At 67.6% G+C, this 16,454-nt stretch carries 12 protein-coding genes; 4 read left to right on the forward strand and 8 right to left on the reverse strand.

What is annotated here, in order from left to right; genetic code table 11:
- Positions 1-15 precede the first annotated feature (15 nt).
- From A3AG_RS0130370 to A3AG_RS0130380, 3 genes are all read right to left on the reverse strand, one after another.
- The gene (locus tag A3AG_RS0130370) at positions 16-606 is read right to left on the reverse strand and encodes a hypothetical protein (RefSeq protein WP_018009034.1); all 591 of its coding nucleotides are present in this window, start codon (positions 604-606) and stop codon (positions 16-18) included.
- Between the two features lie 399 nt (positions 607-1,005).
- Positions 1,006-1,977 (reverse strand): Bug family tripartite tricarboxylate transporter substrate binding protein, encoded by a 972-nt coding sequence (locus tag A3AG_RS0130375; RefSeq protein ID WP_018009035.1) that lies wholly within the window; start codon positions 1,975-1,977, stop codon positions 1,006-1,008.
- A gap of 52 nt (positions 1,978-2,029) precedes the next feature.
- Positions 2,030-3,550: a class I adenylate-forming enzyme family protein gene (locus A3AG_RS0130380; protein ID WP_018009036.1), complete on the reverse strand. Its 1,521-nt coding sequence runs from the start codon at positions 3,548-3,550 to the stop codon at positions 2,030-2,032.
- A 357-nt stretch (positions 3,551-3,907) separates the two neighbouring features.
- On the opposite strand from A3AG_RS0130380, the gene A3AG_RS0130385 reads away from it, so the two are divergent.
- The 4 genes from A3AG_RS0130385 to A3AG_RS0130400 all read left to right on the forward strand — a co-directional run bounded on the left by A3AG_RS0130385 (position 3,908) and on the right by A3AG_RS0130400 (position 8,315).
- A complete protein-coding gene (locus A3AG_RS0130385; protein ID WP_018009037.1) occupies positions 3,908-5,101 on the forward strand; it encodes an acyl-CoA dehydrogenase family protein in 1,194 nt (397 codons plus the stop codon).
- A gap of 13 nt (positions 5,102-5,114) precedes the next feature.
- On the forward strand, positions 5,115-6,242 hold the full coding sequence (locus A3AG_RS0130390) for an acyl-CoA dehydrogenase family protein (protein ID WP_018009038.1): 1,128 nt from the start codon (positions 5,115-5,117) through the stop codon (positions 6,240-6,242).
- Positions 6,243-6,424: 182 nt separating this feature from the next.
- Complete coding sequence (locus A3AG_RS0130395; RefSeq protein ID WP_018009039.1) at positions 6,425-7,804, forward strand: DUF1329 domain-containing protein; 1,380 nt, start codon at positions 6,425-6,427, stop codon at positions 7,802-7,804.
- 130 nt (positions 7,805-7,934) lie between these two features.
- Positions 7,935-8,315 carry a radical SAM protein gene (locus A3AG_RS0130400; RefSeq protein ID WP_240619993.1) on the forward strand — a complete coding sequence of 127 codons (381 nt, stop codon included), beginning with the start codon at positions 7,935-7,937 and terminating at the stop codon, positions 8,313-8,315.
- 38 nt (positions 8,316-8,353) lie between these two features.
- Here the strand turns inward: A3AG_RS0130400 and A3AG_RS0130405 are convergent, their stop codons facing one another.
- The 5 genes from A3AG_RS0130405 to A3AG_RS0130425 all read right to left on the reverse strand — a co-directional run bounded on the left by A3AG_RS0130405 (position 8,354) and on the right by A3AG_RS0130425 (position 16,433).
- Complete coding sequence (locus A3AG_RS0130405) at positions 8,354-10,642, reverse strand: arylsulfatase (protein WP_018009041.1); 2,289 nt, start codon at positions 10,640-10,642, stop codon at positions 8,354-8,356.
- Positions 10,643-10,769: 127 nt separating this feature from the next.
- Complete coding sequence (locus A3AG_RS0130410; RefSeq protein WP_026164582.1) at positions 10,770-11,561, reverse strand: SDR family oxidoreductase; 792 nt, start codon at positions 11,559-11,561, stop codon at positions 10,770-10,772.
- A gap of 2 nt (positions 11,562-11,563) precedes the next feature.
- Entirely contained in the window at positions 11,564-12,640 is a 1,077-nt protein-coding gene (locus tag A3AG_RS0130415) for a 3-ketosteroid-9-alpha-monooxygenase, oxygenase component (RefSeq protein WP_018009043.1), read from the reverse strand.
- Positions 12,641-12,715: 75 nt separating this feature from the next.
- Entirely contained in the window at positions 12,716-13,957 is a 1,242-nt protein-coding gene (locus A3AG_RS0130420) for an NADH:flavin oxidoreductase (RefSeq protein ID WP_018009044.1), read from the reverse strand.
- A gap of 22 nt (positions 13,958-13,979) precedes the next feature.
- Positions 13,980-16,433: an efflux RND transporter permease subunit gene (locus tag A3AG_RS0130425; protein ID WP_018009045.1), complete on the reverse strand. Its 2,454-nt coding sequence runs from the start codon at positions 16,431-16,433 to the stop codon at positions 13,980-13,982.
- Positions 16,434-16,454 lie beyond the last annotated feature (21 nt).

The following is a 16,454-nucleotide window of genomic DNA, read 5'->3' on the forward strand; positions in this document are numbered from 1 at the left end:
CTGAAAACGGGGGAATCAGTGCGGCAGCCGAACGACGTACACGCCGGCGGCTGGAGCCGATGCAGTCACGTTCACATTGGTGCCATTGACGGTGCCATTGCTGCCTGGCGCAGCGGTATAGGTGACACCATTGGCAGTGCCCAGAGCCACTTCGATGGCCGGCGCGGCAGCGAGCACAGTCGGGGTGATGAAAGTCAGGCTGATCTGCGGATTGAGGAGGCTGGCATAGCCACCGTCCGCCTTGACCTCATAGACGTAGTCGGCAACGACGCCGGCGGGGACAAGGTCCGGCTTGCCGAGGCAGATCGTGACATTGGCGAGGCCCGTGGCAGGCGTCTTGACGGTCAGCTTGGCAATGCCGTCGTCCGTCACGATGGACATGTTGGCGTTCGGCACCGAGCTGTTGGACAGCGTGAGCTTCCTGTAGCCATCGGGGCAGGAGAATGCGGCCGGCGCGGGCGTGGGGGTTGGGCTGGAGGCCCCGCCATTTGCGCCAGACTGGTCCTGCGCGGAAGTGCCGCCATTGCCATCATCGCCCCCGCCGCCGCAAGCGGCAAGCAGTGCGACACTGGACACCAGACTTACGTACATCGCCAGCTTTTTCATTGCTCAAGTCCTCTCCGGATGGGTTAATCGTTCTCCTGACGGCATCCACACATGTGATTACCGGCGGTGAACCAGTTAACCGTTTTCCAGACTAATGCGTCTATCAGACTTGCCTTAAAAATTCCAAAACAATGAAAACGTTGGCTCCAGGCGATGGATCGGGATAATTGCCGCCCAGATCTGCGTGCGTTACTCAGAACACGCAGAATATTTTCGATTCGACAACGGCGAATTTCATCCGGAAATTTCTGATTCACAAAAACCAATTTCGAATGGGGAAAGGCCAGTGACTTGCGAAAGTGAGAACATCCGACCAACACAACGCCCCCTCGATTTCCGCCGTCCCAAAAAATAAAAAGGCCGGCTGAAAGCCGGCCTCTCCGCAGTATCCATTAACCCTCAATCCGCCTGGATATTCGCCTTCTTAACCACCCCACCCCACAACGCCAGCTCCCGCTGAATCCGGTCCCCCAGCGCCTTTGGCGTGCTGATGTTGACGTCATAACCACCGGCACTCATCCGCTGCCGGAAGGCGGAATCCTCTCCCACCGCCTTCTGCGCCTTGACCAGCTTGTCCACCACATCGGCCGGCAGCTTCTGCGGCCCGACCAGCGCATACCAGCCGGTCAGGTCATAGTCCTTCTGGCCCGACTCGATCATGGTCGGCACGTTAGGCAAGGCCGGGTTGCGGGCCTTCGACGTGACCGCCAGCGCGCGCACCTTGCCGCCGTTGATATGGCCGATGGCGGTGCCGGTGATGTCGAACATGAACGTGACCTTGCCGCTCATCACGTCGGCCATCGCCGGCGCGTTGCCCTTGTACGGCACGTGCAGCATCTTCACGTTGTTCATCTGCGCCAGCAGTTCCGCGGACAGATGATTGGATGCCCCCACGCCGGCGGAGCCGAACGAGACGCCTTCCGGGTGCTTGCGCGCGTAGTCGACCAGTTCGCTGACGTTCTTGGCCGGGAAGTCCTTGTTCACCAGCAGCACGTTGGTGTAGTCGGTGATCAGGCCGATGTAGGTGAAGTCCTTGACCGGATTGAAGTTGACCGAGTGCTGGATCAGCGGCGTCATGGTCATGGTGGGGCTGGCGACGAAATACAGCGTGTAGCCGTCCGGCGCGGCCTTGGCGGTCATGTCGGCGGCGATCGCGCCGCTGGCGCCGGCGCGGTTGTCGACCACCACCGGTTGCCTGAGCACGCGGCCAAGCTGCTCGGCGTAGATGCGCGCGGCGGTATCCACCGGGCCGCCGGGGGCGTAGCCGACCAGCAGCTTGACCGGGCGCGACGGGTAGGCGTCCACGGCCCACGCCGCGCCCTGCAGCAGCAGCGTGGCGGTCAGCGCCGCCAGCGTCTTCCATGTTTTCATTTGTGTTCTCCTCCAGGATGGCTTATTGCCCGGGGCTGCGTGCCCCGGGGGCTTAGTCGAGCATGGCGCGCAGCGGCTGCTTGAGCAGCTTGCCGCTCGCCGTGGTCGGAATCACGTCAACGGTGCGGACTTCGGCGGGGCGCTTGTACGGCGCCAGGCTGTCACGCAGGTAGGCGTCCAGCGCCTTGCGGTCGAGCTCGGCGCCTTCTTGCAGTTCGATGAAGGCCACGACCTCTTCGTTGCCGTCGCTCGTGCTACGCCCCACCACCGCGGACTGGCGCACGCCGGCAAAGGCGTTGATCACCGACTCCACTTCGATCGGATACACGTTGAAGCCGGAACGGATGATCAGGTCCTTGGAGCGGCCGGAAATGAACAGCGCGCCATCGGCGTCGAGATAGCCGAGGTCGCCGGTATTGAGCCAGCCCCCCGGCAGCAGCGCCTCGGCGGTCTGTTCGGGGTTGCGGTAGTAGCCGACCATCACGCCCGGGCCACGCACGCGGATCTGCCCGCGTTCGCCTGCGGGCAGCGGCTCGCCTTCGGCGTCGGTGATGGCAATCTCCACGCCTTCGACGATATAGCCGGCCGAGCAATCGGCGCGCGGCGCGTCCATGCGCGTGATGAAGAGCGAGCCAGCGTATTCGGTGATGCCGTAGCCGTGGTGCAGCGGCTGGCCGAACAGCGTTTCGACGTCGCGCTTGAGCGTGGGATCGAGCGGCGCGCCGCCGGTATAGAGGTAGCGCAGGCGCGGATAGGCGCCCGGCTTCGCGCCCAGCGCGGGCGCTACCGCCATGATGCGCGTGAACATGGTCGGCACGCCCTGCAGGATGGTGACGCCGGGCTCGGCCAGCGCCGCGAACACTTCATTGGCGTCGAAGCGCGGCCGCAGGAACAGGCTGGCGCCGGCGTACAGCGTGGCCATCAACACCGTGGCAATGCCGAAGATATGCGACATCGGCAGCGCGCCGTAGGCCACGTCGGCCGGGCCCATGTCGCGCGAGGTGGCGGAGATGCGCGCAAACTGGGTCAGCCCGGCGTGCGGCACCATCACGCCCTTGGGCGCGCCGGTGGTGCCGGAGGTATAGATCAGGGTGGCGACGCGCCGGGCCAGTTCGGCAGGCTCGCGCTGGGGTGCACTGTCCGCACGCGCCACGCGCATGCCTTCGTCATACACCGCGCAGCCGCTGGCCTGCGCGCCAAGCCGCTCACCGTGCGCCGCGGCCACGTCGGAAACATGGCCCGTGAACAGCACCAGCGCCGGCTGCGCGTGGTCGCGGATATTGTCGATCTCGCGCGCGGACAGGCGCGCATTGACGTTGATCGGCCAGGCGTGCAGCAGGCTGCAGGCGAACAGCGTCACCACCATCTCGTTGCAGTTCTCGCCCACGACCATTACGCGGTCGCCCTCGCCCACGTCCTGTTGCGCCAGCCAGTCGCGGGCAGCTTCGATGCGCCGCCACAGCTCGCCATAGCTGACGACAGTGCCGTTCTCGTACAGGCATGGTGCCTGCGGGGTCTGCGCGGCCCAGTGGGCGGGGATCTCGTGGATGAATCGGGGGCGGAAGGAAGACATGGTGCTGGGGGATCTCTCGAATGCGAGCTGAGTCGGATATGCGGCGGAATGCACCCGGCCACATCAAAACTGGCCGCATCAGTTTGCGGCAAGGCCCGCGCCGCAGCCATTTGGAATTCACTAAGGTCGTGTTCGTCCACGCGAGGGTCCTTACGCCGGCGCCCACGGCAAGCGTTGCCGGGTGCGGCTGGTTCCACCTGCGCGAAGGACGCCTTCCGGATTGATAAAGCAACGAATCGCGGCCCGCCAATACAATCGGCCGGCACAGCAAAGGCTTGCGCCATGGCGCGCTGCACAACCGGCAACCCCGGTTTGCGTGCCACAACGCGGAGCCCGCGTACCACAGGGGACATTCAGATGGATTTGCGTTTCACCGCCGAGGAACAGGCCTTCCGCGAGGAAGTCCGCGCTTTCGTGCAAGCCAAATTGCCGGAAGACATCCGCAACAAGGTGCTCAACCACCAGCGCGTGGAGAAGGACGACTACGTCCGCTGGCACCGCATCCTGCAGGCGCAGGGCTGGGGCGCCCCGACCTGGCCGAAGCAGTGGGGCGGCACCGGCTGGACCGCGCTGCAGCGCCTGATCTTCGAGATCGAAACCTTGCGCGCCGGCGCGCCGCGCCTGCTGCCGTTCGGCCTGACCATGATCGGCCCGGTGCTGATGAAGTACGCCAGCCCCGAGATGCAGCAGCGCTTCCTGCCGCGCATCCCGGGCGTGGAAGACTTCTGGTGCCAGGGCTACTCCGAGCCGGGCTCCGGCTCCGACCTGGCCTCGCTGAAGACCCGCGCGGTGCGCAAGGGCGACAAGTACATCGTCAACGGCCAGAAGACCTGGACCACGATGGCTCACTTCGCCGACTGGATCTTCTGCCTGGTGCGCACCGATCCCGACGCCAAGGCGCAGGAAGGCATCTCGATGCTGCTGATCGACATGAAGTCGCCCGGCGTGACGGTGCGCCCGATCACCACGCTCGACGGCGGCCATGACGTCAACGAGACCTGGTTCGAGGACGTCGAAGTGCCGGTCGAGAACCTGGTCGGCGAAGAGAACCGCGCCTGGACCTACGCCAAGTACCTGCTCGGCCATGAGCGCACCGGCATCGCCGGCATCGGCCATTGCCACCGCGAGCTGCGCCAGCTCAAGCACTACGCCGCGCAGGCCACCGACGGCGCCGGCCGCCCGCTGATCGAGGACGTGCGCATGCGCGACAAGATCGCGCGCGTCGAGATGGACATCATGGCGCTGGAGATGCTGCTGCTGCGCGTGGCCACGCAGGCCGCCGGCACACCCGGGCCGGAAGCGTCGATCGTCAAGATCCGCGGCTCGGAGGTGCAGCAGGACCTGGCCATGCTGATGATGGAAGTAGCCGGCCCCAATGCGTGGCCGTATTCGCCCGACTGGCTCGAGCCCGGCGCGACGCAACCGGTGTCCGGTCCGGAGTGGGCCGCGCCGGCCGCCTCCACCTACTACGACATGCGCAAGACCTCGATCTACGGCGGCGCGACCGAAGTGCAGAAGAACATCATCTCCAAGATGATCCTGGGTTTCTGAAGGGATAGCTGACATGGACTTTACCTACAGCGAAGAGCAGCAGATGCTGGCGGACAGCCTGCGCCGCTTCATCGATACCGAATACTCCTTCGAGGCCCGCCGCAAGCGCGCGCGCCAGGGTGAAAGCCTGGACCGCGGCGTGTGGAACAAGCTGGCCGAAATGGGCGTGCTGGGCCTGACCGTGCCGGCCGACTTCGGCGGCTTCGGCGAAGGCCCCGCCAGCCAGCTGGTGGTGCAGCGCGAGCTGGGCCGCGGCCTGGTGCTGGAGCCGGTCACGCCCAGCGGCGTGATGGCCGCCGCCGTGCTGTCCGCCCACGGCAGCGACGCGCAGAAGCAGGAGTGGCTGCCCGCGATCGCCTCGGGCGAGCGCATCGTCACGCTGGCCTACCTGGAGCCGACCACGCGCTACCGCCCGGAATCGGCCCGCGCCAGCGCCGAGCGCAGCGGTGACGGCTACGTGCTCAGCGGTACCAAGAGCGTGGTCTGGCACGGAGCCGCCGCCGACGCCTGCCTGCTGACCGCGCGCATTTCGGGCAGCAACGAGATCGCGCTGTTCCTGGTGCCGCGCGACAGCAAAGGCCTGGTGGTGACCGCCTACCCGACCATCGACGGCCTGCGCGCCGCCGACCTGTCGCTGCAGAACGTTTCCGTGCCCGCCAGCGCGCTGGTGGGCCAGCCCGCTGACGGCCTGGCGGCGCTCGGCGTCGGCCTGGAGCACGGCATCGCCGCGCTATGCGCCGAGGGCGCGGGCGCGATGGAAAGGCTGATCCAGATCACCGGCGAATACCTGGGCACGCGCCAGCAGTTCGGCAAGCCGCTGGCCAGCTTCCAGGCGCTGCAGCACCGCATGGCCGACATGCTGGTGCAGAAGGAACTGGCGCTGTCGATGGCCTACGTCGCCGCGCAGGCGCTGGACGAAACCGACCCGGCCGCGCGCCGGCGCATGCTCTCGGCCGCCAAGGTGACGGTGGCCCGCGCCGGCCGCTTCGTCGGCCAGCAGGCGGTGCAGCTGCACGGCGGCATGGGCATGACCGACGAGCTGTCGGTGGGCGACTACTTCAAGCGCCTGACCATGCTGGACCAGCTGCTGGGGGACAGCGACTACCACCTGCAGCGTTTTGGCGAAGTGATGGAGGCTTGATTCGTAGCCCTGCAAGCTGTCAGAAGGCCGGAGGCCGGGCATTTGCCCGGCCTTTTTGTTGCCGGCCCTCCGCCTAGGGGAAATCCACTAGTCCGTTCCAACGATTCCCGGCCGCGGCGCCGTCACTACCCTGTGTCCACAGGCACGGACGTCGCCGGCCATTCCCAAGGAGCGAGACTGCAATGACATCCACTACACATCGACTGCTGCGCGGCGGCCTGCTGGTGACCAGCATGGCACTGGCCGCGGCATCGTGGGCAAAGGTCACCCCGGAAGAACTCAAGCAGCTTGACGGCAACCTCACGCCGATGGGCGCCGAGCGCGCCGCCAGCAAGGACGGCGATGTGCCGGCCTGGAGCGGCAAGTGGCTGGGTACGCCGCCCCAGGTCAAATACCAACGTGGCGAGCGCTATGCGGACCCTTACGGCGACGAAAAGCCGCTGTTCGTCATCACCGCGCAGAACATGGCGCAGTATGCCGAGCGGCTGACTGAAGGCCAGAAGGCGATGTTCAAGAAGTACCCCGACACCTTCAAGATGCCGGTGTATCCCAGCCATCGCGATTTCCGCTACGAAGACGCGGTCTACAAGGACATCCGCACCTACGCCACCACCGTCAGCATGACCCCGGACGCGAACGGCCTGAAGGACGCGGGACCGCAGGTGCCCTATCCGATCCCGAAGACCGCGATGGAGCTGCTGTGGAACCAACGCTTCTCGTCGGCCATCGGCGCGGAGAAGGCGCAGTATGACCAGGCCGTGGTCTATCCCAACGGCTCGATCGCCTGGGGCCGGGTCTCGTACAACATCTTCTCGCCGCGCAACCACGGCAAGTTCGACCCTGAAAACAAGCTCAACGACCGCTCCTTCTTCCGCACCGCCACCGACCTGCCGTTGCGCGACCGCGGCCAGGTGATCGTGGGCTATGCGGTGTGGGACCAGGAAGGCTCGGACACCAACCGCACCTGGATCTACAACCCGGGCACGCGGCGCGTGCGCCAGGCGCCGGAATTCGGCTTCGACCAGCCGCAAGGCCCCGGCGGCTTCCGCACCGTGGATGACGACCGCCTCTTCAACGGCTCCGGCGAGCGCTACAACTGGAAAATCGTCGGCAAGAAGGAAATCTATGTCCCGTACCACAACTACAAGCTGCTGAGCGCTTCGGTCAAGTACAAGGACCTGCTGACCAACGGCCACGCCAACCCGGACGTGATGCGCTACGAGCTGCACCGCGTATGGATCCTGGAGGCCACGCTTAAGTCCGGCTTCCGCCACCAGTATGCGAAGCGCGTGCTGTTCCTGGACGAAGACACCTGGCAGGCCCTGGCCGCCGACAACTACGACGGCCGCGGCCAGCTGTGGCGCACCAACCTGCAGGCTTCCGTGTATGCCTACGATGCGCGCCGCTACTACCCGACCACCACGTTCTACCATGACCTGATCTCGGGCGCGTACCTGGCCGACCGCCTGACCAACGAAGGGCCGATGCCGAAGCTGAACAACAGCCCGGAGTTCAGCGAGGCCTTCTTCTCGCCGGACGCGGCGCGCGGATCGGGTACCTGACCGGATCGTGATGCCGGGCCGGGCGCGACTTCGCCCGGCCTGGCCTGCTTCCTGCGCTGTCCCCTCCGCAATCCAGTTCGCCACAGGCCGCGCTTCACCGTCACGGCTGGCGCCGGCGTGGCCAAGCGCCATGACCACCTCCCCTGCCCCCTCGCCTTCCACCTCGCCTCCCCACTCGAACCAGTCCGGGCCGTTCCATGCGATGGCCAAGCCCAGCGGATCCGACTGCAACCTGGACTGCGCCTATTGCTTCTATCTGGAAAAAGCCGCGCTGTATCAACTGGGCCCGCGCGAACGCAAGCGCCGCATGCCGGACGATGTGCTGGCCGCCTATGTGCGTAACTACATCGCATCGCATCCGCCGGGCGCCGAAGTCGTCTTCACCTGGCAGGGCGGCGAGCCCACGCTGCTGGGCCTGGACTTCTACCGTCGGGCGATCCACCTGCAGCAGCAGTGGCGCGCAGGCCGGTCCATCCGCAACAGCGTTCTCCGCGCGCCGGCCACGCCGTAGCGCAGGGCTCGCACAGGGGCCGCTAGTGTCCGCAGCCGCTAGCGCAGGTCGATCGAGACCTGTTCGATCCGCCCGCCGCTGAAGGCATAGCCCGGCAGCGCGTCAGCGGGATAATCGCCCGCGGCCGAGCCATGGTCGATGCCGACATCGAAGGTCTCGTCGATGGTGTAGAAGCCGGGCGGGCTCGCCGGCAAGCGGTCCGTGCCCGCGGACTTGCCGTCGACCAGCAGCTGCACGTCCGCGCCCCTGGCATAGCCGCCGCCGTCATAGCTGAAATCGAAGCGCAGCTGGTGGCGCCCTGCCGTCAGCGGCGCCGGCCCGCGCAGCGTCACGGTCTTGAGGTTGAACAGGCGGTAGCTGAACACCGGAACGCCGGCGTCATCCAGGTAGAGCGACCATCCCGCGCTGTGGCCGCCGAGCGTTGCGATCACGCCGCGCGCCCGCTCGCCGGCATCGATGGCGGCCGACACGCTCCAGGAGCGATTATAGGTCCTGGGCAAGGCCGACTCGGGCACGCCGACCACGCCTTGCCTGAACGTCATGCTGGTGCGGCCCGCTGACAACGACGGCAGCGCCCCGGCCTGGTTCAGCGACATGTTGCGCAGCGGCAGCACCTGGTTGCGCTGCGCCTCGCTCTGGAACAATGCCTGCATCCGCGCCAGCCGCGCCGGCTCGCGCTGGGCCAGGTCATGGGCCTGCGAGAAATCGGTGTTCAGGTCATAGAGTTCCCATCGGTCGTCCTCGAACTTCTTCTGGCCATAGTCGATCACGGTCCACGGTCGTCGGCTATGGAAGGCCGATGCCATCCAGCCATCCTGGTAGAGGGCGCGATGGCCAAATACCTCGAAGTACTGCGTGGTATGGCGCGTCGCCGCGCTGGCATCGGCGAAGCTGTAGAGCAGGCTCACGCCATCCATCGGCTTCTGCGCGATGCCGTTGACCACCGCGGGCGCCGGGAGTCTTGCTGCTTCCAGGATGGTGGGCACGATGTCGTTGACATGGCCGAACTGGCTGCGCAGCCCGCCGCGCGCGGCGGCATGCCTGGGCCAGGTCACCACCATCGGATTGCGGGTGCCGCCCAGGTGAGACGCCACCGCCTTGGTCCATTTGAACGGCGTATCCAGCGCCCAGGCCCAGCCGGCGGGATAGTGCGGATAGGTGCCGGGCCCGCCCAGCGCGTCGAGCTGCGCCAGCCGGGTGGCATCGCTTTCGGGCAGCCCCTGCACCGGCGCAAAGTAGCTGGCGCTGCCGAGCAGGCCGCCTTCGGCGCTGGCACCGTTGTCGCCGACGATGTAGAAGAACATCGTGTTGTCGAACTGCCCGTTCGCCTTCAGCGCCTCGACCAGCCTGCCCACCTGCGCGTCGGCATGCGCCAGGAAGCCGGCATAGACCTCCATCAGCCGCGACGCGACCCGCTTCTGGTCCGGTGTCAGCGTGTCCCACGCCGGCAGGTCCGGCATGCGCGCGGTCAGCTGCGTATTGGCCGGAATCACGCCGAGTGCCTTCTGCCGCGCGAAGATCTCTTCGCGCAGCCGGTCCCAGCCCTGGTCGAACTTGCCGCGGTATGCCTCGATCCATGCCTTCGGTGCCTGCAGCGGCGCGTGCGCGGCACCCGGGGCGAAGTACAGGAACACCGGCTTGTCCGGCGTGACCGCGTGCTGCACGCGCAGCCAGTCAATCGCCTTGTCGGCAAGGTCCGCGGTGAGGTGGTAGTCGCGCCCGGGCGGGCGCATCACCGGCGTGGTGCCGTCATAGAGCGAAGGCTCGTACTGGTCGGTTTCGCCGCCATGGAAGCCATAGAAGCGCTCGAACCCTTCGCCGGTCGGCCAGCGGTCGAACGGGCCGCTTGGCGACAGCTCCCAGTCCGGGGTCTGGTGCCATTTGCCGAACGCCGCGGTGTTGTAGCCGCTCTGGCGCAGCACCTCCGCGATGGTGGCAGTGTCCTTGGTGTGGAAGCTGCTGTACCCCGGGCGCTCGTCGGCAACGTTCGCCACCGCGCCAATGCCGGTCGCATGCGCATTGCGCCCGGTCAGCAGTGCCGAGCGGGTAGGCGAGCAGATCGCCGTGGTATGGAAGTTGTTGTAGCGCAGGCCTTCGCGCGCCAGCGATTCCAGCACCGGCGTCTGCACCGGGCCACCGAAAGTCGAGGCCGCACCGAAGCCGACGTCGTCGAGCAGCACGATCACCACGTTGGGCGCGCCCGCCGGCGCCTTGACCTGGTAGGCCGGCGGCGCTGCCGCGCCGGCGACAGCCGGGCCCTGCTGCGCCAGCGTGGGCGTGGCGCAGAGGGCCAGGCAGGAGGCAATGAACTGACGGGAAAGCGGCATAAGCACCTGAGATATCCGTTTGGCCGACGCGGCCGCGCATTCTTGGGGCACAGCGCACAGCATTGCTGCCGAGGCTGCGCGGCTGGCATCGTCTGCTGGGATGAAGCGGGAAAATGCCACGGCCCGGTCAGAACCTCAGCGGCCGCTGCGCGGCATCCAGCCCGCCGTCGATGAACAACACACTGCCGTGCAGGTAAGCCGCCTGCGGGCCGCACAGGAAGGCGATCAGCTCAGCCACTTCTTCCGGCCGGGCGCGGCGGCCCAGCGGCGCCACGAAATCGCGGATGGCATCGCCGTAGCGCGGGTCGGCCAGCCCCGCCTGCAGCAGCGGCGTTTCCACCGCGCCCGGCGCGACCACGTTGAGGCGCACTCCGGCCCGTCCCCACGCTGCCGCGCGTTGCCGCGCGGCGGCCGTCACCGCATGCTTGGAGCTGGCGTAGGCGATGTATCCGGCCTGGTCGCGCGTGGCTTCGGCCTGCGCGGCAGCGGCCAGCATGGCCAGCACGCCGGCCTCGTCACCGGCGAGGTAAGCATCGCGCAGCGGGCTGCCGTCCCATGACTGCAGCGTCGCCGAGTTGGAAGACACCACCACGGCGCACGGCTGCGTGCCCTCGCGCAGCGCGTCGAACCAGCCATCCAGCAACGCCACCACGCCGAAGTAGTTGACCGACGCCACCAGCGTGGCAGGATCGACATGCGGGCCCAGGCCGGCGCAGCAGACCAGCTGGTCGATGCGGCCGCCGGACTGCGACAGCACGGCATCGATCGCCGCGGCGCGGCCCTGCGTGGTGGACAGATCGGCCTGCACGTCGGCATCGCGCAGGTCGACGCCGATCACGCGGCAGCCGTCGGCCAGCATGCGCCGGCGCACCGCCGCGCCCATGCCGGAAGCGGCGCCGGTAATGACCACGGTTCTCATGGTCAGTCCTCGAACACGTGGCGCAGCACCGGCGGCTCGATGTTGCCCGGATTCATCTCGACCACCCGCCGTGCCACGCTGGACGGCCGCACCTGCTCCACGTCGGTATAGAACTGCTGGTACCAGTCGCGCATCTGGTACATCGGCCCGTCGCCTTCGCACAGCAGCGGGTTGTCGATGCGGATCTTGTTGTCCCAGATCGCCACGTCCTCGTAGAACGCGGCGCGGGCCTGGTCGACATAGGCTTGCGCCATGGCGCGGTTCTGTTCGTCGGACAGCCCGGGCACCTTCTTCACCAGCACGCCGTAGCGCAGCACGAAGCTGTTCAGATCGATCGGCACATGGCAGTTCAGCAGCACCGAGTGGATCTCCTGGTCGCCCATGCGGCCGCTCATGTCGGTGATGTGGTAGGCCGGGCCGAAGTACGTGGACAGCGCCGTCAGCCGCGAGTCGCCGGAGAGCCGGGCACTGCGGCCGATCATCAGCTGCGTGGCCTTGTGGTTCTCGAACAGGTTGGCGAAGTAGTCCACCGGCGCGCCATGGACCACGCCGAAATGCGCCATGTCGGAGATATTGTCGACCAGCTCGCGGCAGTTGGTCTGGATCACCATCTCGTCCATGGCCCAGTCGGACCACGCGTCCGAGAAGCAGGCGTCGATGCGCGGGATCGCGACTTCCGGCGGTGCCGGGCGGCCTTCGGGATCGTGCCAGATGAACAGCAGGCGGTTCTGCTCGCAGGTTTCCCAGGCGCCGATGCGCGCCTTGGGCGGGACCCGCTTGCAATAGGGGATGGACTTGCAGGCGCCGTCGCCGCCCCACTGCCAACCGTGGAACGGGCACACCAGGTTGTCGCCCTGCACGGTGCCGGTGCTGAGGTCGGCGCCCATGTGCGGACAGTGGCCGTCGATCACGCGAATCGCGCCGGACGAGTCGGCAAATGCCGCCAGGCGCCTGCCGAAGATGTCCAGCGTGTGCGGCTTGCCGTCGCGGTAGCTGTCGGCCAGGCCCAGGCAATGCCAGCCGCGCGCGTAGCGGGCCTCGGGCGGGCGCGATTCGATCTTGTAGCCTTGAACGCTCATGGCGTCTGTCTCCTTGAAATCCCGTGGGACCTTCAAGATAGGGGCGTCCGGCCGGGCCCTCATCGTCCCATCGGACTACTGCAGCGCAACCATGCGGGTCAGAGCCGGGTCGTTGCCGGGGCCGTGCACGCAGCTGACCCCGGCGGGATCGTAGATGCGCGCGACGCAACCGTTGCAGCTGTCGCAGGCCGAACGCCGCAACGCGCCGGTGCGCCAGCCGGAGACCAGCGCGGGGTCGTGGATGAGCGCGCGCGCCAGGGCGACGGCGTCGAAGCCTTCCCCCATCAGCTGCGCCACGTTATCGAGCGCCTTGACCCCGCCGATATAGGCCAGCGGCATCCGCACCGCCTGGCGCACCACGCGCGAGGCTTCGAGGAAATACAGTTCGCGGAAGGCCAGGTCGCGCGGCGTGCGCTTCTCGAGCATGGTGATGCCCAGGCGCGCCAGCGCGGTCGGTGCGGCGGACTTCATCTGCGCGGTCGGCATCGGGCTGCCGAACAGCGCCCACGGGCTTTCCACGTTGCGTCCGCCGCTGAGCGTCAGCAGGTCCGCGCCCTCGGCTTCCAGCAGGCGCGCGCTCAGCGCCGAGTCGGCGGGCTGGTTGCCGCCCGGCACGCCGTCGCTGACGCTGAGCTTGCAGCACACCGCGAGGTCGGCGCCGACCGCGTCCTTCACCCGGCGCAGCACCGCGGCCGGAAAGCGGGTCCGGTTTTCCACGCTGCCGCCGAAGGCATCGCGCCGCCGGTTGCTCAGCGGCGACAGGAACTGGTTGAGCAGGTAGCCGTGCCCCATGTGGATTTCCACGGCGTCGAAGCCGGCGTCGCGCGCCAGCCGCGCCGCCACGGCAAACTGCGCGGCCACGCGCTCCATGTCCGGCAAGCGCATGGCGCGCTGGAAATACACGCCGTGCATCATGCCGAAGGCATTGAGGCCCGACGAGGCACTGCCCGGCGCGCGGCTGCCGCCGTGACGCATGGTGGTGAACGAGCCCGCGTGGGTGATCTGCAGGCAGGCCGCCGCGCCTTCGCGATGGACCGCGTCGGTCAGCACGCGCAGGTGCGGCACCTGCTCCTCGCGCAGGCTGAGCTGGTGCGCGAAGGTCAGCCCGTCGTCGGCAACCGCCGCGTAGGCCACCGTGGTCATGCCCACCCCGCCCGCGGCCAGGGCGCGATGGTGCTCGACCAGCGCCCGGGTCGGCAGGCCTTGCGGCGTCATGCCTTCATTCGCGCCGGCCTTGATAAAGCGGTTGCGCAGCGTCAGCGGGCCGAGGCGCAGCGGGGTGAACGCCGGCGCGGCGGAGTCCTGGATCGCGGGCATGCAGTTTCTCCGGTAGCGATGTTCAAGCCGTATCGGACTTCAGGCCAGGCGTGACCGGCCCCGACTCGCCGCCGATGGCGGCCCCGGCCGGCCTGGTGGCATGTCCCCTGGCGCGGGCGCGCTCTTCCTGCTCGACGCCCAGCCACGCCGCCAGCGCCGGCAGCAGCGACACCGCGCCGAACAGGTTCACCAGGAACATGAACGCCAGCAGGATGCCCATGTCGGCCTGGAACTTGAGCGCGGCAAAGGCCCACGTGCCCACGCCGATGCACATCGTCAGCGCCGTGAACAGCGCCGCAGAGCCGCGCTGGCGCATGGCCTCGGCGAAGGCCTGCGGCAGCGCCTGCCCTTCCTCGCGGATCTGGTGCTGGATGCGCTCGTACAGGTAGATGCCGTAGTCCACGCCGACGCCCACGCCCAGCGTGATCACCGGCAGCGTCGACACCTTCAGGCCGATGCCCAGCCGCGCCATCAGCGCATTGCACAGCACCGACACCAGCGTCAGCGGCACGATGATGCACAGCACCGCGCGCCATGAGCGGAACGTCAGCAGGCACAGCAGCGTGATCGCGCCGAAGATCGCCAGCAGCATCGCCACCTCGGCCTCTTCCACTGCCTCGTTGGTCGCCGCCATCACGCCGATATTGCCGCCCGCCAGGCGGAAGGCCACGTTCGGGGTCTTGTCGCTGGCATTGAAGCGGCGGATCTCGCGGATGATGTGGGCGATGGTCGCGCCTTCGTGGTTGGCGGTGTAGATCAGCACCTGGATCGCCTGGCAGTTCGGCGTGTTCATGCCGTTGTCGGGGTCGAAGGCCTTGGCGCCCTGGCTCAGGCCGGCGCTGTTGCGCGGCAGCGCCTCCCAGCGCGGGTTGCCCTCGTTGTAGGCGCCGATCACCACCTTGGCCAGCGACGACACGCTGACCACCGACTGCACCCCGGACACGCCGCGCATATGCATCTCGAAGCGCTCCACCGCGCTCATCACCGGGTAGTGCAAGCAGCCGTCATCGAAACCGGTGGGCTCGACCACCACGGTCAGCGCGTCCGAGCCGATGTTGTATTGGCTGACGATACTGGCGCTGTCGCGGTTATAGCGCGAATCCGCGCGCAGCTCCGGCGCGCCGGTGCCGACATCGCCGATCTTCAGGTCGCGCGACTCGATCGCGCCACAGGCCAGCAGCGCCAGCGCCGCGACAAACACGCCCAGCGCCGGCGCCGGCCGCGCCAGCGCGCCGAACTTGTGCCACAGGCTGCCCTGTCCCGTTGCGTGCGCTGCGCGTGTTGCCCGCGCCAGCGCCGACGGCTCCAGCCGCGTGTACGACAGCAGGATCGGCAGGAACACCTTGTTGGTCACGATCATCAGCAGCACGCCCAGGCAGGCGGTGATGCCAAGCTCGCGCACGATATCGATCTCGATGCGCATGATCACCATGAAGCCCAGCGCATTGGTCAGCAGCGCCACGGTGCCGGGGATGAACAGCTTGCGGAAGGCCGCGCTCGCGCTGTCTAACGGGTTATGCCCCTGCGCCACTTCCTGCTTCCAGGCATTGGTCATCTGCACCGCATGCGAGACCCCGATCGAGAAGATCAGGAACGGCACCAGGATCGACATCGGGTCGATGCCGTAGCCCAGCAGCGGCAGCAGCCCCAGCAGCCAGGCCACCGGCAGCAGCGCCACCACCAGCGCCAGCGCGGTGATGCGCAGCGAGCGCGTGTACAGCCACAGCAGCAGCGCGGTGACGGCAAAGGCCAGCGCGAAGAAGCCCATCACGCCGGCGATGCCGTCCTCGACATCGCCCACCAGCTTGGCGAAGCCGACGATATTGACTTCGACATCGGTGCCGCCGAACTGCGCGCGGATCTTCTCGAGCTGGCGCGCCACCGAGCCGTAGTCGATGGTCTTGCCGGTGGCCGGGTCGGTCTCGCGCAGCTCCGCGCGGATCAGCGCCGACTTCAGGTCATTGCTGACCAGCCGGCCGATCTGGCCGGAACGGGCCACGTTGCGCCGCACCTTGTCGAGCTCGTCCGGTGCGCCGGAAAAGCGCCCCGGCACCACCACGTCGCCGCGGAAGCCGGCTTCGGTGACCTCGGTGTAGCGCACGTTGGGGGTGAACAGCGAGAACACGCGCGAGCGGTCCACGCCGGGGATGAAGAACACTTCATCGGTGGCGTGGCGCAGCTTGTCCATGAAGGCGGCGTTGTAGATGTCGCCATCGCCCTTCCAGCGCAGGCTCACCAGCACGGTGTTGGCACCGGAGAAAGTGCTCGCATACTTGGTAAACACCTGCATGTAGGGGTGCTGCAGCGGGATCATCTTGTTGAAGCCGGGATCGAGCCGCAGGCGCGTGGCGGAGAAGCCCAGCGCCACGGTCACGGCCAGGCACAGCAACAGCAGCAGGCGGCGCCGGCGCATCAGCACGCCGGCGCAGGCATCGACGAAGCGGCCCAGGCGGCCGGAGGATTGGGGGCGGGTCATGTCGGTTCTCGCGTCCGGTCG

The organism is Cupriavidus neocaledonicus (assembly GCF_000372525.1).
GTDB lineage: Bacteria > Pseudomonadota > Gammaproteobacteria > Burkholderiales > Burkholderiaceae > Cupriavidus > Cupriavidus neocaledonicus.

Bases quoted from the DNA above. Each gene is read 5' to 3' on its own strand.
- A3AG_RS0130405 (WP_018009041.1), bottom strand. From the start codon at position 10,642: ATGCCGCTTTCCCGTCAGTTCATTGCCTCCTGCCTGGCCCTCTGCGCC.
- A3AG_RS0130410 (WP_026164582.1), bottom strand. From the start codon at position 11,561: ATGAGAACCGTGGTCATTACCGGCGCCGCTTCCGGCATGGGCGCGGCG.
- A3AG_RS0130370 (WP_018009034.1), bottom strand. From the start codon at position 606: ATGAAAAAGCTGGCGATGTACGTAAGTCTGGTGTCCAGTGTCGCACTG.
- A3AG_RS0130420 (WP_018009044.1), bottom strand. From the start codon at position 13,957: ATGCCCGCGATCCAGGACTCCGCCGCGCCGGCGTTCACCCCGCTGCGC.
- A3AG_RS0130390 (WP_018009038.1), top strand. From the start codon at position 5,115: ATGGACTTTACCTACAGCGAAGAGCAGCAGATGCTGGCGGACAGCCTG.
- A3AG_RS0130425 (WP_018009045.1), bottom strand. From the start codon at position 16,433: ATGACCCGCCCCCAATCCTCCGGCCGCCTGGGCCGCTTCGTCGATGCC.
- A3AG_RS0130375 (WP_018009035.1), bottom strand. From the start codon at position 1,977: ATGAAAACATGGAAGACGCTGGCGGCGCTGACCGCCACGCTGCTGCTG.
- A3AG_RS0130400 (WP_240619993.1), top strand. From the start codon at position 7,935: ATGACCACCTCCCCTGCCCCCTCGCCTTCCACCTCGCCTCCCCACTCG.
- A3AG_RS0130395 (WP_018009039.1), top strand. From the start codon at position 6,425: ATGACATCCACTACACATCGACTGCTGCGCGGCGGCCTGCTGGTGACC.
- A3AG_RS0130380 (WP_018009036.1), bottom strand. From the start codon at position 3,550: ATGTCTTCCTTCCGCCCCCGATTCATCCACGAGATCCCCGCCCACTGG.
- A3AG_RS0130415 (WP_018009043.1), bottom strand. From the start codon at position 12,640: ATGAGCGTTCAAGGCTACAAGATCGAATCGCGCCCGCCCGAGGCCCGC.
- A3AG_RS0130385 (WP_018009037.1), top strand. From the start codon at position 3,908: ATGGATTTGCGTTTCACCGCCGAGGAACAGGCCTTCCGCGAGGAAGTC.